At 60.4% G+C, this 22858-nt stretch carries 17 protein-coding genes, 1 tRNA gene and 2 pseudogenes; 11 read left to right on the forward strand and 9 right to left on the reverse strand.

Annotated elements, in window-relative coordinates; translation table 11 throughout:
- The 3 genes and pseudogenes from BREU_RS12075 to BREU_RS01605 form a co-directional block, all read left to right on the forward strand.
- Positions 1–171, forward strand: a pseudogene (locus BREU_RS12075) (IS110 family transposase); the annotation flags it as partial.
- Between the two features lie 249 nt (positions 172–420).
- Positions 421–496: transfer RNA gene (locus BREU_RS01600), tRNA-His, on the forward strand.
- A gap of 417 nt (positions 497–913) precedes the next feature.
- Positions 914–1939: a threonine aldolase family protein gene (locus BREU_RS01605; RefSeq protein ID WP_044089921.1), complete on the forward strand. Its 1026-nt coding sequence runs from the start codon at positions 914–916 to the stop codon at positions 1937–1939.
- Positions 1940–2019: 80 nt separating this feature from the next.
- Here BREU_RS01605 and BREU_RS11815 read toward each other — a convergent pair whose 3' ends face one another.
- The 4 genes from BREU_RS11815 to BREU_RS01615 form a co-directional block, all read right to left on the reverse strand.
- A complete protein-coding gene (locus BREU_RS11815; protein ID WP_140489222.1) occupies positions 2020–2418 on the reverse strand; it encodes an Ig-like domain-containing protein in 399 nt (132 codons plus the stop codon).
- Positions 2405–3193: a trypsin-like serine peptidase gene (locus BREU_RS11820; RefSeq protein WP_152598616.1), complete on the reverse strand. Its 789-nt coding sequence runs from the start codon at positions 3191–3193 to the stop codon at positions 2405–2407. The genes BREU_RS11815 and BREU_RS11820 overlap by 14 nt, the downstream gene beginning before the upstream one ends.
- 139 nt (positions 3194–3332) lie before the next feature.
- Complete coding sequence (locus BREU_RS01610) at positions 3333–4508, reverse strand: glycosyltransferase (protein ID WP_044089922.1); 1176 nt, start codon at positions 4506–4508, stop codon at positions 3333–3335.
- A 125-nt stretch (positions 4509–4633) separates the two neighbouring features.
- The gene (locus BREU_RS01615) at positions 4634–5926 is read right to left on the reverse strand and encodes a pyridoxal phosphate-dependent aminotransferase (protein ID WP_044089923.1); all 1293 of its coding nucleotides are present in this window, start codon (positions 5924–5926) and stop codon (positions 4634–4636) included.
- Between the two features lie 316 nt (positions 5927–6242).
- On the opposite strand from BREU_RS01615, the gene purT reads away from it, so the two are divergent.
- Entirely contained in the window at positions 6243–7568 is a 1326-nt protein-coding gene (gene purT, locus BREU_RS01620; protein ID WP_044089924.1) for a formate-dependent phosphoribosylglycinamide formyltransferase, read from the forward strand.
- Positions 7569–7575: 7 nt separating this feature from the next.
- Here purT and BREU_RS01625 read toward each other — a convergent pair whose 3' ends face one another.
- A complete protein-coding gene (locus BREU_RS01625) occupies positions 7576–7941 on the reverse strand; it encodes a VOC family protein (RefSeq protein WP_044089926.1) in 366 nt (121 codons plus the stop codon).
- Positions 7942–8165: 224 nt separating this feature from the next.
- Between BREU_RS01625 and purC the strand changes: the two are divergent.
- The 4 genes and pseudogenes from purC (at position 8166) to BREU_RS01645 (ending at position 14939) form a co-directional block, all read left to right on the forward strand.
- A pseudogene (gene purC, locus BREU_RS01630) lies at positions 8166–8917 on the forward strand (phosphoribosylaminoimidazolesuccinocarboxamide synthase).
- A 182-nt stretch (positions 8918–9099) separates the two neighbouring features.
- The gene (locus tag BREU_RS01635; RefSeq protein WP_044089928.1) at positions 9100–12858 is read left to right on the forward strand and encodes a phosphoribosylformylglycinamidine synthase; all 3759 of its coding nucleotides are present in this window, start codon (positions 9100–9102) and stop codon (positions 12856–12858) included.
- Between the two features lie 189 nt (positions 12859–13047).
- On the forward strand, positions 13048–14373 hold the full coding sequence (locus BREU_RS01640) for a lactonase family protein (RefSeq protein ID WP_044089963.1): 1326 nt from the start codon (positions 13048–13050) through the stop codon (positions 14371–14373).
- A gap of 26 nt (positions 14374–14399) precedes the next feature.
- Positions 14400–14939 (forward strand): DNA-deoxyinosine glycosylase, encoded by a 540-nt coding sequence (locus BREU_RS01645; protein WP_238566971.1) that lies wholly within the window; start codon positions 14400–14402, stop codon positions 14937–14939.
- On the opposite strand, the gene BREU_RS01650 is transcribed toward BREU_RS01645, so the two are convergent.
- Both BREU_RS01650 and BREU_RS01655 read right to left on the reverse strand, forming a co-directional pair.
- Positions 14920–16086, reverse strand: a complete 1167-nt coding sequence (locus BREU_RS01650) for a type II toxin-antitoxin system HipA family toxin (RefSeq protein WP_238566972.1) — start codon at positions 16084–16086, stop codon at positions 14920–14922. The genes BREU_RS01645 and BREU_RS01650 overlap by 20 nt on opposite strands.
- Positions 16086–16421: a helix-turn-helix domain-containing protein gene (locus tag BREU_RS01655; RefSeq protein WP_223847915.1), complete on the reverse strand. Its 336-nt coding sequence runs from the start codon at positions 16419–16421 to the stop codon at positions 16086–16088. The genes BREU_RS01650 and BREU_RS01655 overlap by 1 nt, the downstream gene beginning before the upstream one ends.
- A gap of 239 nt (positions 16422–16660) precedes the next feature.
- On the opposite strand from BREU_RS01655, the gene BREU_RS01660 reads away from it, so the two are divergent.
- Positions 16661–17638 carry an aldo/keto reductase family protein gene (locus BREU_RS01660; RefSeq protein ID WP_044089932.1) on the forward strand — a complete coding sequence of 326 codons (978 nt, stop codon included), beginning with the start codon at positions 16661–16663 and terminating at the stop codon, positions 17636–17638.
- A 21-nt stretch (positions 17639–17659) separates the two neighbouring features.
- On the opposite strand, the gene BREU_RS01665 is transcribed toward BREU_RS01660, so the two are convergent.
- Positions 17660–17878 carry a hypothetical protein gene (locus tag BREU_RS01665; RefSeq protein ID WP_044089933.1) on the reverse strand — a complete coding sequence of 73 codons (219 nt, stop codon included), beginning with the start codon at positions 17876–17878 and terminating at the stop codon, positions 17660–17662.
- Entirely contained in the window at positions 17875–19560 is a 1686-nt protein-coding gene (locus BREU_RS01670) for a Y-family DNA polymerase (RefSeq protein WP_044089966.1), read from the reverse strand. Before BREU_RS01670 ends, BREU_RS01665 begins: the two co-directional genes overlap by 4 nt.
- A gap of 390 nt (positions 19561–19950) precedes the next feature.
- Here BREU_RS01670 and purF point away from each other — a divergent pair, with 390 nt between their 5' ends.
- Together purF and purM are read left to right on the forward strand one after the other, a co-directional pair.
- The gene (gene purF / locus BREU_RS01675; RefSeq protein WP_044089934.1) at positions 19951–21462 is read left to right on the forward strand and encodes an amidophosphoribosyltransferase; all 1512 of its coding nucleotides are present in this window, start codon (positions 19951–19953) and stop codon (positions 21460–21462) included.
- A gap of 255 nt (positions 21463–21717) precedes the next feature.
- The gene (purM, locus tag BREU_RS01680) at positions 21718–22764 is read left to right on the forward strand and encodes a phosphoribosylformylglycinamidine cyclo-ligase (protein ID WP_044089936.1); all 1047 of its coding nucleotides are present in this window, start codon (positions 21718–21720) and stop codon (positions 22762–22764) included.
- Positions 22765–22858 lie beyond the last annotated feature (94 nt).

Below are 22858 nucleotides of genomic sequence, written 5' to 3' on the forward strand. Positions count from 1 at the left end.
CGCGTCGCCTCCACCAAACACCCGCCGTCCATCGCCTACTACAAACGCAAACGCGAACAAGGCAAGCACCACAACGCCGCCGTCATCTGCCTCGCCCGACGCCGCTGCGACGTGATCTACAGCATGCTCAAGAACGGCACCCTCTACCAGGAACAAACCCTCGCCGCATGAAACCAACCGACACAGGCCACGGCAGCCGACCGCCAAGGCCAAGGCGAAGCACGCCCACCACAACCAACCCCGACACGACACAACAACCCCTCACAAGGTTGACAAAAACATAGGAACACCCCCCCGACACAGCCGACACAGAGAGCGACGCCGACGGGGCGCACATGCGACACGCCGACGAGCACGCCGGCCGAAAGTTGTGTATAGTATCCATCTGTTGTCTTCCAGTCCTGCTGGGAAACAAGCATGGTGGCCATAGCTCAGTTGGTAGAGCATCTGATTGTGGTTCAGAAGGTCGCGGGTTCGAGCCTCGTTGGCCACCCCAGTAGCCCTCTGCTTATTGCGCGGAGGGGTTTTGTTTTTCTCAACAAGCGTACGTCTTTCCTAGGCTAAGGGTCCTTTCCTGGCTTATCGGTAGTACCACCACCCGGTTTCGGACTATCAGCTATCAGGTTTTCCGCTGTATGTTCGCGCATCAACGCAACAGCCGCGAACATACAGCCGATTCCGAGCCGCTAAGAGACCGCATGTTCGCGGCATCCTCGTTCGGACGCGAACATACAGCCGATTCCGAGCCGCTAAGAGACCGCATGTTCGCGGCATCCTCGTTCGGACGCGAACATACAGCCGATTCCGCACCACTAAGAGACCGCATGTTCGCGGCATCCTCGTTCGGACGCGAACATACAGCTGATTCCCACACAATGTAGACTCGGGACTATCGCCTAGAGAGGGACTCCTGATGCTGTCTTTTGAAAACGACTACTCTCGCGCCGCGCATCCGTCGGTGATCGACGCCATAGCGCGCGCCAACGAACATCTGTACTCCGGATACGGCTCCGATGAGCTCACCGAACAGGCCAAGGCCAAGATCCGCGAAGCCTGCGGCAAGCCGGATGCGGATGTCTGGTTCCTGGTGGGCGGCACCCAGACCAATCAGGTGGTGATCGACACCATCACCCCGGCCTATGCAGGCGTTGTGGCAGTGACATCCGGACACCCCAACGTGCATGAAGCCGGCGCCATAGAGTTCTCCGGGCACAAGGTGCTCACCCTCCCCCACCACAATGGCAAGATGGATGCGCACGAACTGGACGAGTTCTGCAAGACCTTCTATGCCGACGGCAACTATGAGCACATGGTCTTCCCCGGTTCCGTGTACGTCTCGCAGAGCACAGAATACGGAACAATCTATTCCAAGGCCGAATTGGAGGCGATCGCCGAAGTCGCGCACCGCTACGACATGCCGCTGTTCGTGGACGGCGCGCGTCTCGGCTATGCGTTGACCGTCACCGGCGGCGACCTGTCGATGGAGGATCTGGCGAATATCGCTGACGTGTTCTACATCGGAGGCACCAAGGTGGGCGCGCTGTTTGGTGAAGCGGTGGTATTCACCAAACACAACACGCCGAAGCATTTCCTGACCCGCATCAAGCAGCATGGCGCCCTGCTTGCCAAGGGCTTTGTGCTGGGCGCGCAGTTCGATGCGCTGTTCACCGATGACCTGTATTTCACGATCGCACGCAACGCGAACATCGCCGCCGACCGTATCCGCGAAGCGCTCAAGACCAAGGGCTATCAGCTCACGTTCGAAGCGCCGACCAACCAGATCTTCGTGACGATGGACCAGCCCACCATCGACCGCCTGACGCAGCATGTGAAGCTCGGCTTCACCGAGAAGGCCGACGATATGCATACCGTCATGCGCATCTGCACGAGCTGGGCGACCACGTCCGAAGAGGTCGATCAGCTCATCGCGCTGCTGTAAAAAACAAAAACCGGTGGTATATGCCAGACAGTAATACTCAGATACCAATCAGACATATACCACTAACGTAATTCGAGACTTCATGAATCAACTTTGATTACAATATTAGTGACAGATTGATCTACATTAATCACTCTCACTTCATGGTTATCATATTTGCATGAGCGAAATAAATCGCTACAAGATACATCCAATCTCCATTCCCCGTAATGCAGATTACCATGATATTGACCATTTTTATTCGTATAGTAAGCAACCAATGTCATTAATTGATTACTGTCAAGGGGAGTGAAGCTCACAGAATAGCCGCTTTGGGGAACATCGCTATCATCAACAACAGTAACTGTAACATCGGAAATCATTTCATTCTTAAAAAAATATAAAAGAGAAACAGAAGCAAGAATAATAATAATAATAATTAAAAAAATGATATTAATAACACTATTTCCGAAAGAACGATATTTCTTATTGTAACCCATCGTTATTCGCTTCGTTATATAGCTTATAAACACGATCATTAAACCTTGGGCTTAACAGTGTATGTTCTTGGCTAGGAACAGCCGACAGTACCCCATTCGCCCAACCTATACCTGTATTCTCATCATAAAGCTCAAGCCAGGGGCTGCCTGACGCACCATGCGCATCCACAAAAGAGCACCCTGAAGCCTTCAACACGTCACCCATATTGAACGGGTACAAAGTTTCAACTTTTGTCACACACGACTGCGGATCTTTATTGTTTCCTGGATTCTTAGGATATCCAACAATTCGAGCAGTAAAACTACCAAGATTCGAATGACCAAAACCATGGCCACCAAAAACTTCAACCGGCTTGCCCAGATAATCGGGCATTACAGAAGACACACTAATAAAACCAATATCATTAGGAACATCATATACAGATAACGATTGAGTATTGGCATTATTAATCCAGTCTGTAAATACTCGAGCAGTACCCATAGCATACATCTGCGTGTTTCCGCCAGACGGTGACGCATTAGGTACAAACATAAACTTAGTATACCAACCACTCCCACTTCCCCCATGTAAACAATGGGCAGCTGTCATCACCAATTTCTTAGAACTACTATTAACAAGCGAAGCTGTACAGGCTCCCTGCTTCTCCCCATTAACGAAGAACAACAATCCAGTAGGGCGAGCCGAACTGTCAGGATTAAATCCTGAGCGCGTTTTTAACCCTAGCGGCACAGCGGGTGGCACTGAATGGAATGTAGTTGTTATTTCTTTATCCACGTAGTATTCATCAGTTAAACATTATCAACATGGAAAAAATGTAAGTTACCACAAAGCACAACGTAGTATCGCTAACAAAAATCGTCCACATAGTTGATTTGCATATATCCCATGCTTCATCTATTCACATAGCGCTATCTCATTCCTCGATGGCCTCGCGCTCCATGTCCACGAACTTGTGCACGGACGCCTCTACGGAATAGTGCTCCTTGGTGTTCTGGGCGTACCTGGCACCCCATGCGACCCGTTCGCGCTGATGGGCGATCCACCAGTCGATGCGTCGGGCCAGCAACGCCGCGTCCCGCACCGGGAACAGTGACTCATCAAGCAGTGCGAATTGGCTTGCGGCAGACAGCTCGGACGCGGCGATCACCGGGACCAGGCCGCAGGCCATCGCCTCGATGACGCTCACCGATTCGATGTCCGCTATGGAGCAATGCACGAACAGGTCGCCGGATCGCAGCAATTCCGGCATGTCGGCATGCTTATGGAATCCGATGTCCGCCTTGCGCGCAAGCAACCTGCCGGCGCGGAACTTCAGATAGTGCTTCAGCGGGCCGGTGCCGGCGATGACCAATTGGATGTCCGCGGCATGGCGGGACATGGACACCGCCTTGATCAACGTGATCTGGTCCTTCTCGCGCGCGAGGCGCCCGGATGCGATGATGCGGAAAGGCACCGGCGACGCCGCATCAGGGTCCTCTGACGATTCGGCGGGGGGCTTCGGCGTGTAGACCGGCGAGTACCCGTTGGAGATCACGTGCAGCTTCGCCTGATACCCGTGCGAGCGCAGCAGGCTCGCCGTCATCTCGGTCGGCACGTGGATATGGTCGATGCGCTTGTACAGCCAATGCTTGAACAACCAATACAGAAATCCGGAGATGCCGGGGATATGACGCAGCGGCCCTGCGGAATACAGGACGTTCTCTGGCTGCAGATGGAACCCGGCGGTCACCGGGATGCCCATCTGACGGGCCACTTTGGCGGCATGACGGCCGAATTTGAACGGCATATAGACATGCACCACGTCCACGCCGCGGAATGCGGTGCGGAACAGGGTGTCGCTCGGCTGCGCGAACTGCATGAGCTGTTTGGAGGCCACCCAGGAGACCAACGGCACCTTGTTCACGCGTGCAGGGTATTCGGGAGCGCCGATGCCCACCAGCCGCACATGATGTCCCTGTCGCTCAAGTTCGGCGGCCCATTGCAATGCCGAGTTCGACGTGCCGTTGCCCTGATTGCCGACGGTATCCACCACCAAAGCGATGGTCAGCGGCCTGTCGATGCTCTCTTCACCAGTTCCGTTTTCGTGCATTGCCTTAGTGTAAGCCCCATGCGCTCCATGGCCCACCCGCAATCATGATGCAACGGGGACGTACCGTGAACAATGGTGTGGCGTATAACGAATTGTCTAATTACCTAGGCAACCCAGCCGATGGCTTATCGCAGATCATCCAACACTCGGCGTATGCGAGAGACCGCCTGATACAGATCAGCCGTATGCTTGAGCAGACTGATACGCACCCAGCCTTCGCCGTTCTCGCCAAAGCACGTACCGGGCATCAGCGCCACCCCAGCGGTGTTGAGCAGCCATTCGACGAATGCATCCGATACGCCGACTGCGGCATGCGTAACCGCTCCCTCAACTTCGGCATTCGGCAAGTCACCAGCGCCTGAACCACCAGCATCTGTATCGTCCACCCGACCCCGCTGCCCCGGTATGCGAGCCCATGCGAACAATCCACCGTGCGATTGGGCGACGTCCAGACCACTGCCGTCCAATCCGTCGCGCACAACCTCGAACCGGTGCTGGTATTGCACCGCCAAGTCTTTCGCGGTGGACTGGTCGGAATTCAACGCGATCGCCCCGGCCTGCTGGATGACGCTGGATGCCAGCACGGCGGTCTGCCGGTGCACCGCCTTGACCGCGCCCAGCACCTCGGCGTTGCCCGCCACGAAGCCGCCTCGCCACCCGGCCACCATGAACATCTTCGACAACGACCCCAATTCCACCGCCACATCCAGCGCACCCGGCGTCTCCAGTAGACTCAGGGAATGGGCCTCACCGAACTCAAGACCGGCATAGGCAAAGTCATTGAGCACGATGAAACCGTATCGCTTCGCCAGCCGAACCGCCGATGCATACAGTTCGGGCGACGCCACGGCACCGGTGGGATTGTTCGGATAGTTGAGTATCAGCAGTTTGGCACGCTCCCACAATCCGGCATCCACGGCATCCAAATCCGGCAGAAAACCGTGTCCTGCGTCGGCTGGAATCGTCTCGAATCTGCCTCCGGCGACGGAGGTTGACCCCTCATACTGCGGGTAATAAGGGTCTACTGCGACCACGGTGTCGCCCGGGTCAATGAGCGCCTGAATCACAGTGGCGATGCCCACCGACGAACCGGATGTGGCAAGCAGCTGTGTTGCGGGATCCACAGTCACACCATGCTCGCGCTCATACCAGCCGGCGATGGCGTTCAGATATTGCGGTACGCCATCGAACGGCGGATACCGGAACAGCCCTGGGTCATGGGCGGCTTGGGCAAGTGCGTCCTGCACGAACACAGGCGGCTGACCATCCGGGTTGCCTTTGCTCAGATCGATGATGTCATGTCCTGCGGCAATGGCGGCCGCGGCGCGTGCGTCGGCTTCGGCGAAAGGGTTGCCGGGGAGTCCCACCGCTCTTCTGGAAATCAGTTCAGAAACCAGTGCAGCGTCCTGCGCCGACATACCGCATCCCCCTTTGTCTGTCGTGTTGACCGCCTGAATCCTGGCGAACCTTCGGTCATCGAACCACTTAGCCGTCAAACCGCCTGAACTGCTCAGGCTGGCCGCCTGTTGGGCGTATGAACCTATAAGGCCAGCCGAGCATCCCCTATAACGTTGGCCCGACCGCGCTGAACAAATCGGCCGGTGATTCATACGGTACGGGAGGTTTGTTCCATATGCAATGGCGCGCCTATACGTGATGCTTATAGCAGGTTACAGTCTGCAACCGTCGTGGGACTCAAGAGGGAAATCATCGCGGCATGGCATAATGTGGGGTATGACTGAGCATGCCGTGAACGATTCCGCAAACCTCGACTCCCCCGCGACCGCCAACGCCCCCGCTGTCGGCCGCCCGCTGGGCACGCCGCTGGGCAAGCGCCCCACCCGCGTACTGTTTCTCGGCGCGGGCGAGCTGGGCAAGGAGGTGACCATCGAACTGATGCGTCTGGGTGCCTGGGTGTGCGCCGCCGATTCCTATGCAGGCGCGCCGGCCCAGCAGGTGGCGCATGAGTATCGTGTATTGGACATGGCGAGCGCCGCCGATTTGCAGGCTCTGTTCGACGAGGTGAAGCCGGACATCATCGTGCCCGAGGTGGAGGCCATCGCCACTGATGTGCTGGCGGGTGCCGCCAAGGCCGGCGCACAGGTAGTGCCGAGTGCCGAGATCGCGGCGATCTGCATGGACCGCGAGCGTCTGCGCGTGCTCGCCCACGAGGAGCTTGGCCTGCCGACCACCCCGTATCGTTTCGCCGGCTCGTTGGAGGAGCTGCGCGCAGGTGCTTTGGAGGTCGGCTATCCGTGTGTGGTCAAGCCGGTGATGAGCTCGTCCGGTCACGGCCAGTCCGTGGTGCGTTCCGCCGACGCGATTGACGCAGCATGGACTGAAGCGCAGGAAGGCCGTCGCGCCGCCGGCGAGGGGGATGTGTCGCGCGTGATTGTGGAGGCGCTGGCTCCGCTGGACTATGAATTGACAGTGCTTACGGTGAGCTCGTCGGCCGGGATCGTGACGTGCGCGCCGATCGGCCAGCGTCAGGAATCAGGGGATTACCGCGAATCATGGCAGCCGGCCGTGGCGGTAAACGGCGATGCCGATCTGTCTGTACTTGACCGCGCTCATGACATCGCCCGCGCCGCCGTGGAGGGGCTTGTGGCCCGAGCACAGACCGCAGGCGAGACCGGCTGGGGCGTGTTTGGTGTGGAATTGTTCGTGCTGACCAATGGTCGCGTGTTGTTCAACGAGGTCTCCCCTCGCCCGCATGACACTGGCATGGTGACGATGGCCTCACAACGGCTCAGCGAGTTCGCGCTGCATGCCCGGGCGATTCTGGGCCTGCCGGTCACGCCCGAGCATGTGGCGCTGACGTTGCGCAACGGTCAGGTGGCCGCCAGCCACGCCATCGTGGTGGAAGGCGAAGGCGAGGCGGTATTCACGAACGTCGCCGATGCGCTGGCCGAGCCTGACACTGATCTGCGCATCTTCGCCAAGCCCGAGGTACACGGCCACCGCCGTATGGCCGTTGCGCTGGCCATCGGTACCAGTGAAGCCGATGCCCGCGCCAAAGCCGCACACGTCGCCGACGCACTGACGATTACCGTGGAGTAGCAACCAATCAGCTCAGCATGGCCTCGATGTTGTTGCCATCCGGGTCATGGATGAAGGCGGCGTAGTAGGTCGGGCCATAGTTCGGACGAGGACCGGGCTGGCCGTTGTCCGTGCCGCCGGCCTCGAGCCCCGCCGCATGGAATGCCTTGATGGTGTCCTCATTCTCGGCGCGGAAGGCCACGTGCGTCGGCACGACCGGATTGTCGCCTTTCGGAGACTCCAGCCAGACGCTGTCGCCATCCTCGTCGTTGGCAAAGCACACGGCACCCGGGTATTCGGCCTTCTTCACGTAACCGAGCGGGGCCAGCAGCTTCCCGTAGAATTCCGCACGCTCGTTAGCGTCCTTGACGAACAGTCCAATGTGATCGATCATGACGAACCTCCTTGTATCATTACGTCACTTCCCATTATCGCCTTTGTCGTGATTGATATCCGCGATTCGCCGATAATTCGTCTCAGAGGTCAAGATTCCTTCATCTCAACCACGGACGCCAGGAACAGGCGCTCCGTACATGTCGGATATCCCCGGCGATTGGTACCCTTTTTACCGTTAGTTCACCCAGAAATCCGCTCTTCAGCACGATTTGGAAGGCAGTCATGGAGAAACTGGAAAAGCTCTACGAGGCAAGGCCAAGCAACTGTACGCAACCGACGATCCCGAGATTCTGTGGGTCGAATACAAGAACACCGCCACCGCCGGCGACGGTGAGAAGAAGGAAGACTTCACCGGCAAGGGCCGTCTGAACAACCTCATCACGACCATCATCTTCGACCTGCTCAAGAAGCGCGGCATTGACAGCCACCTCGTCAAGCGTGTGAACGCCACCGGCCAGCTGGTGCGCAAGGTGAACATGTTCCCGCTCGAGATCGTGCTGCGCAATGTGGCCGCCGGTCACTTCTGCTCGCGTCTCGGCGTGGAGGAGGGCCTGCCGCTCAAGGAGCCGGTGCTCGAGTACTTCCTGAAGAACGACGATCTGCATGATCCGTTCGTCAACGACGATGACCTGGTGGCTCTGGGCGTCTGCACCCGCGAGGATCTGGCCGAGATCGCCCCGCTGGCCCGCAAGATCAACGAGGCCCTGATCGAGATCTTCGCCAAGATCGACGTCAAGCTCGTGGACTTCAAGATCGAGATGGGACGCGCCTCCGATGGCACGCTGCTGCTGGCCGACGAGATCACCCCGGATTCCTGCCGCCTGTGGGACCAGCGTGACCATTCCGGCAAGGTGGAGCACCTGGACAAGGACCTGTTCCGCCGCGGCCTCGGCTCGATCATCCCGGCCTACGAGGAGATCGAGGAGCGTCTGGCCGAGCTGGCCAAGTCCGAAGGCATCGAAGTCGCCGAGTGACGCACACGCTGCAACATACCGCATTTGGCTCTCCTCGGTGAGGGAGCTGTCAGTGACGCTGATTTGAGGGGAGGACCAATGGTCTCGCAGCCACGGCTCCCATCGGTCATCTACCACGTCAGCTTCCCTCATCGAAGGGAGCCAAATCCATTCCAGCTTTGATTTGTTGAGAAAGGAACCCCATGGTTTTCCGCGTGTACGTGGAGAAGAAACCCGGCTTTGATGTCGAGGCGCAGCAGCTTGCCGGCGAGCTGCGCACCATCCTGGGCATCAGCGGCCTGAAGGCCCTGCACATCGTGAACCGTTACGATGCGGAAGGCATTTCCGAAGACCTGTTCAATCAGACCGTGCCCACCGTGTTCAGCGAACCGCAGGTGGATAACGTGTCCTACGATCTGCCCGATTTCGGCGACGCCAAGGTGTTCGCCACCGAATTCCTGCCCGGACAGTTCGATCAGCGCGCCGATTCGGCGGCCGAATGCATCCAGCTCATCTCCCAAGGCGAGCGTCCGACCGTGCGTTCCGCGAAGCTGTACGCCCTCGAAGGCAATCTGACCGATGCGGACATCGAGACCATCAAAAAGTACGTCATCAACCCGGTCGAGGCGCGCGAGGCCAGTCTGGACACCAAGGCGACCTTGAAGACCCAGGTACCTATGCCGGGCAAGGTGGAGGCCATCGCCGGATTCAACGAGATGGACGCGGCCGCGGGCCAGCGGTTCATCGACGAACGCGGGCTTGCCATGGATCTGGCCGATCTGGAATTCTGCCAGCGGTACTTCACCGAGGAGGGCCGCGAGCCCACCATCACCGAAATCAAGGTGATCGACACCTACTGGTCCGACCACTGCCGCCACACCACGTTCGGCACCGAGCTGGACGAAGTGGACATCGACGACGCCGTGGTCAAGGCCGCTTTCGACCGCTACATGGCGATGCGCCATGAGCTGGGCCGTGATGCCAAGCCCGTATGCCTGATGGACATGGGCACGATTGGCGCCAAGTGGCTCAAGAAGAACGGCATCCTGACCGGTCTCGACGAGTCCGAGGAGATCAACGCCTGCACCGTCAAGGTCAAGGTGGATGTGAACGGCGAGGATCAGGACTGGCTGTTCCTGTTCAAGAACGAGACGCACAACCACCCCACTGAGATCGAGCCGTTCGGTGGCGCTGCCACCTGCATCGGCGGCTGCATCCGAGATCCTCTATCCGGCCGCTCCTATGTGTATCAGGCCATGCGCGTCACCGGTGCCGCCGATCCGACAGTGCCGGTGTCTGAGACGCTGGAAGGCAAGCTGCCCCAGCGCAAGCTGGTGACCACCGCTGCCGCCGGCTATTCCTCCTACGGCAACCAGATCGGCCTGGCCACCGGTCAGGTGGACGAGATCTACCATCCCGGCTACGTGGCCAAGCGTATGGAGGTGGGCGCGGTCGTGGCCGCCACCCCGGCCGACCATGTGCGCCGCGAGACCCCGGCCCCCGGCGACAAGATCATCCTCCTGGGCGGTCGCACCGGCCGTGACGGCATCGGCGGCGCCACCGGCGCTTCCAAGGCACATAACGTGGAGTCGCTGGAGCTGGACGGCGCCGAAGTGCAGAAGGGCAACGCTCCGGTCGAGCGCAAGCTGCAGCGCCTGTTCCGTCGCGGTGACGCCTGCCGCCTTATTAAGCGTTGCAACGACTTCGGTGCGGGCGGCGTGTCCGTGGCGGTCGGCGAACTGGCGGACGGCCTGTATGTGGATCTCAACACCGTGCCCAAGAAGTACGAGGGCCTGGACGGCACCGAGCTGGCCATCTCCGAATCGCAGGAGCGCATGGCCGTGGACGTGGCCGCCGCCGATGTGGACGAGTTCCTGGGCTATGCCCGCGAGGAGAACCTCGAAGCCACGGTGATCGCCACCGTGACCGAGGACCCGCGCATGGTGATGACCTGGAACGGCGACGAGATCGTGAACCTCTCCCGCGAGTTCCTGGCCTCCAACGGCGCATCCAAGCATCAGGTCGTGCACGTCGAGGCGCAGCAGGCGTACGAGGTGCCGGCCGAATGGCGTTCCGGCTCGCTCGCCGAGCGTATGCACGCGCTCGTCACCAACCTCAATGTGGCCTCCAACAAGGGACTCTCCGAGCGTTTCGATTCCACAATCGGCGCGGGCACCGTGCTCATGCCGTTCGGTGGCGTCAAGCAGCTCACCCCGAACGAGGCCATGGTGGCCAAGTTCCCGGTGTTCGGCGAGACCACCACCGCCTCCGCGATGGCTTGGGGCTTCAACCCGTACATCATGGAGAAGAACCAGTTCACCGGCGCATACCTGTCCGTGGTCGAATCGCTGGCCAAGCTTGTGGCAGCCGGCTTCGAACACGAGAAGGCATACCTGAGCTTCCAGGAGTACTTCGAGAAGCTGCGCGATGAGCCGGAACGCTGGGGCAAGCCCACCGCGGCCGTGCTCGGCGCGTTGATGGCCCAGGTGGACCTTGGCGCCGGCGCGATCGGCGGCAAGGATTCCATGTCCGGCTCCTTCGAGGATCTGGACGTGCCGCCTACGCTCATCTCCTTCGCCGTGGCCGTCGGCAACATGAAACGCGCCACCTCCCCCGAGTTCAAGGGTACCGGCCACCGCATCGTGCGTATCGCGCCGCGTTATCTGGCTGATGGCCTGACCCCGGACAAGGATGCGCTGCTCGACGCGTTCGCGCTGGTCGAGGAGCTGACCGACCCGTCGCACCACACCGCGCTGGCCGTCTCCACACCGGGCTATGGCGGCACCGCCGAGGCCCTATTCAAGATGACCGTGGGCAACGGCATCGGCGTGGACCTCAACGACGGCATCGCCGTGGACGACCTGTTCGCTCCCGCATACGGTTCGTTCATCGTGGAGCTTGCGGACAACGAGAAGATTCCGGCGGTCTCCAACCTGGTCGAGGTGGGTGAGATCGGTGTGACCACGGAGGGTTATGCCTTCCGTGCCGCCGGCGAGACCATCGATCTGGCTCACCTGCAGAACGCATGGGAGGGCGGCATCGAATCCGTGTTCCCGTACCGGTCCAAGGGCGCGGAAAAGAACCAGACTGTGGAGACCATCGATTTCCACACCGAGGCATCCGGCGTGAAGAAGACTGTGTACACGGGTGCTTCCGTGGCCAAGCCGCGTGTGATCATCCCCGTGTTCCCGGGCAACAACTGCGAGTACGATTCCGCCGCCGCCTTCGAGCGCGCCGGTGCCGAAGCGCACACGCTGATCGTCAACAACCTCACCCCCGAGGCCGTGGCCGAATCCGCCGCAGCGCTGGTGGAGGAAATCAACAAGAGCCAGATCGTGATGATTCCTGGCGGCTTCTCCGGCGGTGACGAACCGGACGGCTCCGCCAAGTTCATCACCGCGTTCTTCCGCTCCCCGGCCGTGACCGAAGCGGTGCGCGACCTGCTGAAGAACCGCGATGGTCTGATGCTCGGCATCTGCAACGGCTTCCAGGCCCTGATCAAGCTGGGTCTGGTGCCGTTCGGCGACATCGTGCCGATGACCGCCGAATGCCCGACGCTGACGTTCAACACCATCGGCCGCCACCAGAGCCGTCTGGTACGTACGCGTGTGGCCTCCGACCTGTCCCCGTGGCTGGCCAAGACCTCGGTCGGCGACGTGCACACCGTGGCCATCTCCCATGGCGAAGGCCGCTTCGTGGCCTCCGACGAGGTGCTGGCCAAGCTCAAGGCCAACGGCCAGATCGCCACGCAGTACGTGGACGAGGCCGGCGTGCCGGGCATGGATCTTGCCGTGAACCCGAACGGTTCACTGCTCGCCATCGAGGGCATCACCAGTCCGGACGGCCGCGTCTTCGGCAAGATGGGTCATTCGGAGCGTTCCGGCAACGGCCTGTACGCCAACGTGCCCGGCGACAAGGTCCAGCCGATCTTCGAGGCCGGCGTGGAGTACTTCACCGCCTGATGCGCATCTGATATCCGCCAGATGAATACGGAAAGGCTGTTGCCTGCCGGAAGAGACTGAGTTTCCGGCAGGCAACAGCCTTTCCGTTTTTCCAGATATTTCGGACTCCCCCTTGGCTCAGGGTCGCAGTGGAGTAGATTGAATGTCATGGCTCATGACGTGGATGACATGGATACCCGTAATGGGGATATGACACTTGCAGTCGGCGGGTTTGGCGCTCTTCGCGGCTCATCATGCCCCGGCATCGAGGCGCTGACGTTGCACACATCGATTGACGACGATGGCATGACGCAGGCAGTGTCGTTGCACAAGGAGGGAGTTCTGGCCGACGTGCCCTCCCCCACGTGGATTACGCGTGACGGTGACACATTGTATGCCGTATTGGAGGACACCAATGAGGTGGCGTCATTCCGCATCGATTGGGATGGCGGCACTGTCTCCGATGCCGACACCGTTGACACCGATACCGTCGCCGGCCCGCGTACAACCGCGCTGTCTTTGACTGAGCTGTCCCGTGTGCCGACTCCGGGCAGCAGCCCGACCCACGCGGCGGTAGCTGTGGACGATCTGGGTGGGAAGCATCTTATCGTGGCCAATTACGCCGATGGCCATGTGTGCGTGCATCCCATCGCCGCCGACGGCTCTGTGCTCGAGGCCACACAGGTGCTTGCCGGTAAAGGGCGCGGACCGCTTCCCGCTCAGGAAGGCCCCCATGCGCATTGGATTCTGCCCTTACAGGACGGCCACGTGCTGTCCACCGATCTGGGTGCTGATCGCATCTATGTGCATCGTTGGGAGCATGGCAGGCTTGAGCGAACCGGCGAGGTACCGATGGCATCCGGCACCGGTCCGCGCGACCTTCATCTGCTGCCCGTTCCGGGCGCGGCGGATGCTGCGGCGAACGGCTCCGATTGGCGTGTGGCCGTGGTCGGCGAGTGGGCGAATACGGTGACGCTACTCGGCTCGGAGAATGCCACCGGCGCACTCGACACGAATGACGACACCGCCAGCATCAAGGTGTTGCAGACCGTCGATCTTGGTGGCGATCCGCTGGATCAGGCGGCTTCTTTGGCCTTCGTACCGTGGTCTGCTCTGCGGCGCGGCGAATCGGATGGAGACGCGGACGGCAATGCATCAGGCTCCGGAGACGGAGACGACAACAAACATGATGCCGGCAATGCGGCGGTGGCTGCTGCCGTGCACGATATCTCGCAGCACAACGACATCTCCGGAATCGCCTATGTGGGTCTGCGCGGCTCGGAACGTATCGTGGCGTTGGCATGGGACGGTGAGCGCCTGTCCCGTCTTGCGCCGGAGGACGAGCCGGGTTGGCGCGGGCGCGGCGTCGACTGCGGCGGCAGCCGTCCGCGGCACATCCTGCCGGTCGGAAACCTCCTGCTCGTGGCGAACGAGGTGTCGAACGGCCTGACGGTCTTCCATCTGGCTTCGGACGGCGAGCCGACACGGGTCGCCGATCTTCCCTCCGGCTCCCCGACCGTGTTCGTATGCCTGTGAAACGCAGTACAGCCATGGACAGCCGTGTGGAACATCATGTGAAACATGTGGAGCATGGATTCGGGCCGGTGTGGGACGGCACGTCACGTGTGCTGGTGCTGGGATCGATGCCGAGTCCGAAGTCGCGCGAGGAGTCGTTCTACTACATGCATCCGCGCAACCGGTTCTGGCCTGTGATGGAGGCGATATTCACCGACCCGGCCAATCCGACGGACGTCGCGGGCGATACGCCACAGTCGCGACGCGGGTTCGCCCTGCGGCATCACGTCGCGTTGTGGGACGTGATTGCCTCGTGCGACATCATGGGCGCGTCCGACGCGAGCATCCGCAACGCCGTGCCGAACGATCCGGCGCCAATCCTCGCTACCGCGCCGATCACACGCATCGTCACGACCGGTGCCAAGGCCGCGCAACTGTATCGCCGTCTCATCGCTCCGACGTTGGCGGCGGACGGCATCGACGTGCCGATGACGCCGCTGCCCTCGACCAGCCCGGCCAACGCCTCGATGAGCCTCGACCACCTCATCGCCGTCTACCGTGAGGCGTTCATCCCATACTTGCCATGAATCCCGCATCGGCCACACGCTCACGGATGTCCTTGGCTATGGAGATGCACCGCGCACGGGCGATGCCGGAGCGTGTGCCGACCATCGTCAGATCATCAATCGTGATTCCCCGCCCTTTACCGTTCACGGCGGTGGTGTGTTCGCCGTTGATTCCGGGGTTTTCGGTCAGATCGTAGCCGGGAGACAGATGCCACTCCCCTTTGTCTCGGTCATACAGGTATGAGAAGTTCTTGGCATGATCATCCCGGTTGCCGATGAATACGTTGAAGCACATCAGCCTGTAGAGACGCTCGCAGTCCTCCACGCTGTTGCACAGGCGCATGGTAAGCCGCATCAGCAGACCGTAATCGAGGTTGGCGAGACGGTGGGAAGTCTCCAACAATCCTCCGGCCGAAACCATATGAATCTTCGTTCGTGAGTGGTTCGGCCCGCTCACTCGGTCGAACCGCCGAGTACCGAAATACCCGGCGCACCGCTTCGATGGGAACAGCCGTGTTTCCGGCATGTCGATGCCGCAGGCGACCGCCAATCGGGAGATCGCATACTCCTGTTCGCCGATATTCGCGGGATCCATGGAGGACGGGAATTTGATGATCCATTCCTCGCCGTCGATTTCCGTCAGGATCTTGGGACGCGCACCTCCGGACGAACCGCCGAGGGCGAACAGTGTGTCTAGATCATCCGAAAAATCCGTTTCCAACAGGCTGGCGCATTCCGCTGCTATGTCGTCCAGATCCGTCGGGAATACGCTGTCATCCATCGATGCGGCCGGCTCGTACTCAAGCGCTCCCATGCCGCCGGCGCCCACGATCGACAATCGGGTCAACGGGCCGACCGAGAACGGATCAATACCGCGTTCCCGTAGCATGCGATCGGTCAGCAATCTTCCCCAACCATCCGGCATGCTGTCGTCGAACACCCCGAACATGCCGTTGAGCGGGTCTCGCTTGGCCACGAACACGCCGGATCGCAGTGGCAGCGACAGAGGGCTGATGCTGAATCCGGCAGTCAGCCAATCATGGTCGTAGGCGAATGCCAATGTGCGGGACGGAGCCATTGTGAGCCATCCCACGGTCATCCCGTCATAGATCACGCGCACACGATCCACGGTCGCGTCCAGGTTTCCCAGTTCATCGCGAGACATCATCACTGCGCTTTTCTGCCTTTCTCGCCAACCTTCCCGCCGACCACCTTGCCGGAGTCGCCACGTGCGGCGACGACGGCGTCGATGTCCCTGTAGTACGGGTGTGCGAACAGTCCTTCGAAATCGCCCTCGCATCCCAACGCGAAGGCTATGTTGATCAACGATGTCAATGAAATCTCATGTGACTGCTCGAACCGTCTGAGCGACGAGAGGCTGACACCCGACTTGGAGGACAACGCCGTTTGGGACATGCCATGCTCCTTGCGGCGCGCGACCATGCGACGTGCGATACCGGCGGACACATCACCCGGCATGACTTCATCCAGCAAAGTAAACATACCAACATATTAGCAATTTCCAGTTATTAGAAGCATTATTATTAATATATAGATAGTTTTTTATACTGTATTGTTCCAACGGCGCCTTGCGACACGCGAGGTGACGCGGTGCGGGTTTGCGTTCAAGTGCGGTTGAGGTGTTTCCATGGACGTGTTAGCGTTCACGGCCGGTTGCGACGGAGACACCCGATCGGCGCGTGGAACGCGGAACCGCAGGAGCTGCAAACGAAGGAGCATCAATGAAGTACCGCAGCGTGGGCAAGTCCGGACTAAAGATCAGCGAGATCGCACTGGGAAGCTGGGTGACGCAGCTGACGAACGACGCGCAGCTGGACACGGCGCGAGACATCGTACGACTCGCCTATGAGTCGGGCGTCAACTTCTTCGATTGCGCGGACGCCTATTCGGGCGGCGCGGCCGAGCGGTTCCTCGGCGAGGTTCTCAAGGAATACCCCCGCAAGGAGCTGGTCATCTCCAGCAAGGTCTTCTTCCCCACCGGCGAAGGCGTGAACGACCGCGGCCTGAGCCGCAAGCATATCTTCGAAAGCATCGACCAGACGCTGAAGAACATGCAGCTCGACTATCTGGACATGTACTTCTGCCACCGCTTCGACGAGACCACCGATCTGACCGAGACGCTGCGCGCCATGAGCGATCTGGTGGCGCAGGGCAAGGTGCTCTACTATGGCGTCTCCGAAGAGTGGGGCTCCGCCCGCCTCGAGGAGGCACAGCGCATCATCGACCGCTACAACCTCTACCCGATCACCGTGGTGCAGCCGCAGTACAACCTGCAGGACCGTTACATCGAGCATGAGATCATGGGCACCTGCCGCAAACTGGGCATCGGCATCACCACGTTCTCCCCGCTCGCACAGGGCCTGCTGACCGGCAAGTACCGCAAGGGTCAGCCGCTGCCGGCCGGTTCGCGCGCCACCTGGCAGTCCGATCACCAGATCAACGACCTGCTCACCGACGAGAACCTCGACAAGGTCGAGCGTCTGCGCAAGGTCGCCGAGGAGCTCGGCACGAACCTGCCGGTGCTGTCGATGGCGTGGATCCTGCAGCACCCGGAGATCAGCTGCGTGATCGCCGGTGCCTCCAAGCCGAGCCAGCTGGAGAACAACATCAAGGCCTCCGGCTTTGTGATCCCCGCCGACGCGATGGCCGAAATCGACAAGATCACCGGCTTCCACCGCTTCGAACGCCACGTGGGCTGATTCCGTCTCAGCCAGCCCACATCAGGCTCCGAAATCCGTATCGCCTTGGGCCTCGGCCTTGGCGATGCGGATTTCGGCGTTTTTCGCCACCTGTTCGATGACCTGGTCATAGCCGGTCAAGGCGGCGAACGGCATGAACTGGGCGGCGCGGTTGTGACGGGACATCTGCGGATGCCGGCGTGAGACATGATGCGGCAAATCGATGATGTCGTCGTAACGGTGAGTCTCCTGCAGCGTCATGCGCTATGGCCTCCGATCTGCGTATTGCGCGCGATGCCGGTGGCGCCGTCCTCCAGATCCATGGCCTTGATGACGGCATTGCGACCGAAGCGTCGCTTCACATCAAGCAGTGTGCGTTGGATGTTCTGCTCTCCTTTCCCTCCGGAGCCGTCTTCCGATTGTTCCGCTGAACCGTCACCGCCGTCATCCGCGGAAGCGACATGCCAATCGGGACGATCATCACGTCCACGCCTTCCACCGGAACGCCCGTCGTCGTTCGCCCCATCGCCGCCCAACCCAGCGCCCGACGGCTCGTCGGCGAACAGATCGAGCTGCTCATACCGCTTGCCGACCGCCAGCTCATCAAGCGTGGCCAGATCATCGGCGATAACGGTCAGCCGACGCACCAACAGCATCGGGTTGGCGATGCGCTCGAACAAGGAGGCCATGGACGGCCGGATGCTGGCCGCGGATGACGTGAATCCCTCCAATCCGATGGAACCGACCGACGGTTTGGGCACCGCACGCCCATAACGGTCATAGGAGACGTCACCCTGATAGTGATTCTTGGCGTACTCCGCCATCCGTCGCATCGATTTGTCCTCGCAGCCGTCAAGTTTCCGGGGATTCAGGCTGCCGATGTCATAGCCGATGGCCAATGTCAGGCGATTGGTCCTGACACCTTTGGCCTCAAGATCAAGCGCCAGCGCGTCCGCCATCTCCTTGACGATAAGTCGGGCCGTACGCCAGTCGGCCGGCCCGGTGAGCACCTGCCCGATGCTGGTGCTGTGCCCATCCGGTTCATATGACTTAATATCCGCGATGGTGCACGACTCCCAGCCCCACGCATGGTCAATCAGCAACTCGGCGTTCACGCCGAACATGCGGTACAGCAAATCCTCGTTGTAGTAATCCGAAGCCCGCCCCACCGAGCAACGGGCGATATCCCCCATGGTCAGCAGGCCGGCATGCTCGAGTTTGCGGGCATAGCCTCGCCCCACCCGCCAGAAATCAGTGAGCGGCCTATGGTTCCAGAGCAATCGACGATACGACATCTCATCAAGCTCCGCCACCCGCACGCCGTCCTTGTCGGCCGGCATATGCTTGGCCACGATATCCATGGCGATTTTGGCCAGATACAGGTTGGTGCCGATGCCCGCCGTGGCGGTGATACCCGTCTCGGCGAGAATCTCCCGCACGATGGTCATAGCCATCTCATGCGGCGTCATCTTCAAGGCACGCAGGTATGGCGTCGCATCGATGAACACCTCATCGATCGAATACACATGGATGTGTTCGGGAGCCGCGTATTTCAGGTATATGCCGTAGATCTTCCCGCTCACCTGCAGGTAATGCGCCATGCGCGGTTTGGCGATGATCATCGAGGCCTTGAGCGATGCGCATGCCGCCAGATCATTGGCGTCGCAGGACTCTCCGATGAATCGGCCCGTAGGCGTATGGAGGGCGCGCTCCATATTGACCGCCGCCAGACGCTGCTTCGCCTCGAACAGACGCGCGCGCCCCGGAATGCCATACGCCTTGAGCGACGGCGAGACGGCCAGACATATGGTCTTGTCGGTGCGGCTCTCGTCCGCCACCACCAGGTGCGTGGTCAATGGGTCCAGATTCAGCGCCGCGCATTCCACGGAAGCATAGAAGGATTTGAGATCGATTGCGAGATACGTATGTGTCTCCCGAACCATCATCCGCCTCCCTTCGGTCGCATCCCTTATGATTTCCAGGCACGCCCATGATACCAAAACAGTCGAACATTTGTTCGATATGTTCGTGTCGAACCCGAGAATCAGACGACCCGCGCCAAACCTCCCCAACCAACCTCCCGAACCCACCCACCTCAGCGCAAGAAATCCCGGAAATCATCCCACTCGTCCCGGAATCCTTGCACTACGCCAGCTCCAGCGCAAGAAATCCGGGATGATGGGGACGATTCCCCGAAATCCTTGCGCCGGGACAGCGCCACTCGACCCGAGGAGGAAGAAAAGAAGACCATGCACCCCACAACACGGCGATGTAGCCGCCGATTGGTAGGGTTGACAGATAGTTAACCCCCTGTTTGAAAAAGGAGCTTTGGCTTGTCGGCTGAACTCGAAGACATTCATGAGGAATGTGGCATCTTCGGCGTGTGGGGACACCCTGACGCCGCCCGGCTCACCTATTTCGGCTTGCACGCATTGCAACATCGCGGCCAGGAAGGCGCCGGCATTGTCTCCAATGACAACGGCCATCTCATCGGCCACCGCGGCCTCGGCCTGCTCACCCAGGTGTTCGGCGACGAGCGGGAAATCGAGCGACTCAAAGGCAACCGCGCCATCGGCCACGTGCGCTACGCCACCGCTGGCTCCGGCACCACGGACAACATCCAGCCGTTCATCTTCCGCTTCCATGACGGCGACGTGGCACTGTGCCACAACGGCAACCTGACCAACTGCCCGTCGCTGCGCCGCAAGCTCGAGGATGAAGGCGCGATCTTCCATTCGAATTCCGACACCGAAGTGCTCATGCACCTCATCCGTCGATCCCTGCAACGCACCTTCATGGACAAGCTCAAGGAAGCGCTCAACACCGTGCACGGCGGCTTCGCCTACCTGCTCATGACCGAGGACGCCATGATCGGCGCACTCGACCCGAACGGCTTCCGCCCGCTCTCCCTCGGCAAGATGAAGAACGGCGCCTACGTGCTCGCCTCCGAAACCTGCGCGTTGGACGTGGTCGGCGCCGAGCTGGTGCGCAACATACGCCCCGGCGAGATCGTGGTGGTCAGCGACCACGGCTACAAGATCATCCAGTACACCCACAACACGCAGCTGGCCATCTGCTCGATGGAATACATCTACTTCGCCCGCCCGGATTCCGACATCTACGGCATCAACGTGCACTCCGCCCGCAAGCGCATGGGCGCGCGCCTCTTCGCCGAGGCCCCCGTGGATGCGGACATGGTGATCGGTGTGCCGAACTCCTCGCTCTCCGCCGCATCCGGTTACGCGGAGGCAGCCGGATTGCCCAACGAAATGGGGCTGATCAAGAACCAGTATGTGGCACGCACCTTCATCCAGCCCACGCAGGAGCTGCGCGAACAGGGCGTGAGGATGAAGCTGTCCGCCGTACGAGGCGTGGTCAAGGGCAAGCGCGTCATCGTCATCGACGATTCCATCGTGCGCGGCACCACCTCCAAGCGCATCGTGCAGCTGCTCAAGGAGGCCGGCGCGGCCGAAGTGCATATGCGCATCAGCTCGCCGCCGCTCAAATACCCGTGCTTCTATGGCATCGACATCTCCACCACCAAGGAGCTGATCGCCGCCAAGAAGAGCGTGGAGGAGATCCGCGATTACATCGGCGCCGACTCCCTGGCATATCTGTCGCTCGACGGTCTGGTGGAATCCATCGGGCTCAACGCCGACGCGCCCTACGGCGGTCTGTGCGTCGCCTACTTCAACGGCGACTACCCCACCGCCCTCGATGACTACGAGGCCGATTTCCTCAAGTCGCTCACCCCGGAAGATCGCGTGCGGCTGCCAGAATTCGCGCTGTACAAGAGCAAGTACGTCGGCAACGAATACAACACCGTGCAGCCTGAAGCCGTGTAGCCTCGTTGCCGCGCGCCATCGCCCTGACTACCTGAACTACCTGACTACCCCTCAGTCAGCTTCCGCTGACAGCTCCCCTGACAAGGGGAGCCGGATAATATCGAAACCAATCTCTTCAGACCTCCCCTGACAAGGGGAACCGGATGATAACGGAACCGATCTTCAGATCTCCTTGACAGGAGAACCTGATACATGAAACCAGCTCTGCAGACGGCTTCCCCATCAAGGAAGCCGGAATACTAGAAAGGCCCATTCATGCCAAAAGCATATGAGAACGCCGGCGTAAGCGTCGAAGCCGGATACGAAGTCGTCAACCGCATCAAGTCGCATGTGGCACGTACCGCACGTCCCGGCGCAGGCGGCATCGGCGGTTTCGGCGGTCTGTTCGATCTCGCCTCCCTCGGCTACAAGGAACCGGTGCTGGTTTCCGGCACGGATGGCGTGGGCACCAAGCTCATGGTGGCCAAGATGATGAACAAGCATGACACCATCGGTCAGGACTGCGTGGCCATGTGCGTCAACGACATCCTCGCCCAGGGCGCCGAGCCGCTGTTCTTCCTCGACTACATCGCCTGCGGCAAGAACGATCCGGCCCTGCTCGAGCAGGTCGTCAAGGGCGTGGCCGACGGCTGCGTGGACGCCGGCGCCGCACTGGTCGGCGGCGAGACCGCGGAAATGCCCGACATGTACGATGCCGACGAATACGACTTGGCTGGCTTCACCGTCGGCGTCGTGGAAAAGTCGAAGATCATCGATGGCAGCACCATCGCCGAAGGCGACGTACTCATCGGCCTGCCCTCCTCTGGCATCCACTCCAACGGCTACTCCCTGGTGCGCAAGATCCTGTTCAAGGACCACAATCTGACCGTCGATTCCAAGCCCGAAGAGCTGGGCGGCGAGACGCTGGGCGAGGAGATCCTGAAGCCCACGCGCATCTACGCGAAGCCGCTGAAGCCCCTGTTCGCCGGCGACGACCTGCTGCACGGCGTGGCGCACATCACCGGTGGCGCGTTCGTGGAAAAGGTGCCGCGCATCATCCCCGAAGGCCTCGCCGCCGCGTTCGATATCACCAGCTGGGACGTCCCGCCGATCTTCCGTCTGCTGCAGAACCTCGGCAATGTCGATGAACTCGAAATGTACAACATCTTCAACATGGGCATCGGCATGGTGCTCATCGTCGCCCCCGACAAGGTGGCCGAAGTCGAACGAGTGCTTGACGCTGAGAACGAGAAACACTACACCGTAGGCAAGATCGTCAAGGACATCGACGGCACCCGCGTGCAGCTGCACAAAGGCATGTGATCACTGGGGGTCCTGGAGTAAAGTCAAAGACTCCAGGACCCTAGCATTCTCGCACACGCGAGCATAACCCCGTACAGACTTTCAGCAGAATCAG

Source organism: Bifidobacterium reuteri DSM 23975 (assembly GCF_000741695.1).
GTDB classification, from domain to species: domain Bacteria; phylum Actinomycetota; class Actinomycetes; order Actinomycetales; family Bifidobacteriaceae; genus Bifidobacterium; species Bifidobacterium reuteri.

What these genes read in the sequence shown, in the direction of transcription:
- BREU_RS01605 (WP_044089921.1), top strand. Translation starts at nt 914, where the DNA reads ATGCTGTCTTTTGAAAACGACTACTCTCGCGCCGCGCATCCGTCGGTG.
- BREU_RS11815 (WP_140489222.1), bottom strand. Translation starts at nt 2,418, where the DNA reads ATGGGTTACAATAAGAAATATCGTTCTTTCGGAAATAGTGTTATTAAT.
- BREU_RS01610 (WP_044089922.1), bottom strand. Translation starts at nt 4,508, where the DNA reads ATGCACGAAAACGGAACTGGTGAAGAGAGCATCGACAGGCCGCTGACC.
- BREU_RS01615 (WP_044089923.1), bottom strand. Translation starts at nt 5,926, where the DNA reads ATGTCGGCGCAGGACGCTGCACTGGTTTCTGAACTGATTTCCAGAAGA.
- purT (WP_044089924.1), top strand. Translation starts at nt 6,243, where the DNA reads ATGACTGAGCATGCCGTGAACGATTCCGCAAACCTCGACTCCCCCGCG.
- BREU_RS01625 (WP_044089926.1), bottom strand. Translation starts at nt 7,941, where the DNA reads ATGATCGATCACATTGGACTGTTCGTCAAGGACGCTAACGAGCGTGCG.
- BREU_RS01635 (WP_044089928.1), top strand. Translation starts at nt 9,100, where the DNA reads ATGGTTTTCCGCGTGTACGTGGAGAAGAAACCCGGCTTTGATGTCGAG.
- BREU_RS01640 (WP_044089963.1), top strand. Translation starts at nt 13,048, where the DNA reads ATGACACTTGCAGTCGGCGGGTTTGGCGCTCTTCGCGGCTCATCATGC.
- BREU_RS01650 (WP_238566972.1), bottom strand. Translation starts at nt 16,086, where the DNA reads ATGATGTCTCGCGATGAACTGGGAAACCTGGACGCGACCGTGGATCGT.
- BREU_RS01655 (WP_223847915.1), bottom strand. Translation starts at nt 16,421, where the DNA reads ATGTTTACTTTGCTGGATGAAGTCATGCCGGGTGATGTGTCCGCCGGT.
- BREU_RS01660 (WP_044089932.1), top strand. Translation starts at nt 16,661, where the DNA reads ATGAAGTACCGCAGCGTGGGCAAGTCCGGACTAAAGATCAGCGAGATC.
- BREU_RS01665 (WP_044089933.1), bottom strand. Translation starts at nt 17,878, where the DNA reads ATGACGCTGCAGGAGACTCACCGTTACGACGACATCATCGATTTGCCG.
- BREU_RS01670 (WP_044089966.1), bottom strand. Translation starts at nt 19,560, where the DNA reads ATGGTTCGGGAGACACATACGTATCTCGCAATCGATCTCAAATCCTTC.
- purM (WP_044089936.1), top strand. Translation starts at nt 21,718, where the DNA reads ATGCCAAAAGCATATGAGAACGCCGGCGTAAGCGTCGAAGCCGGATAC.